Genomic DNA, 312 nt, shown 5'->3' on the forward strand with positions numbered 1-312 from the left:
ATAACTCCCTCGTATGGGTAATCCCAACAAGCGGGAGTGGATTGACAGGCTCTGGATTTGGAAGTCCGTTGTCTCTTGGTAGTTCCACGTTTAGTCTTGGTACTGAGTCAACGAGTGCAATACCTCTTGTAAGAGGACAATCATCCACTGCTGATAGTTTCCTTAGCACTGCATCGACAGCGTCCTTTACTGCAACGACGGATGCCGTTGACAATACGGTGGAAATATCACCAGATGGCACATCCTGGATTGCAGTGCCCATAGTAGAGACCGGCGCAAATTCCAGCACGTTTGTAGGTACAATTGGTTTTG

The 312-nt window shown here is 48.1% G+C and carries 1 protein-coding gene; it reads right to left on the reverse strand.

The annotated features are described in order from the left end of the window. On the reverse strand, nt 1-312 hold a 312-nt coding region (locus MST27_RS22350; protein WP_243608026.1), incomplete at both ends, for a hypothetical protein.

This window comes from Stutzerimonas marianensis, from assembly GCF_022810315.1.
Lineage (GTDB): Bacteria > Pseudomonadota > Gammaproteobacteria > Pseudomonadales > Pseudomonadaceae > Stutzerimonas > Stutzerimonas marianensis.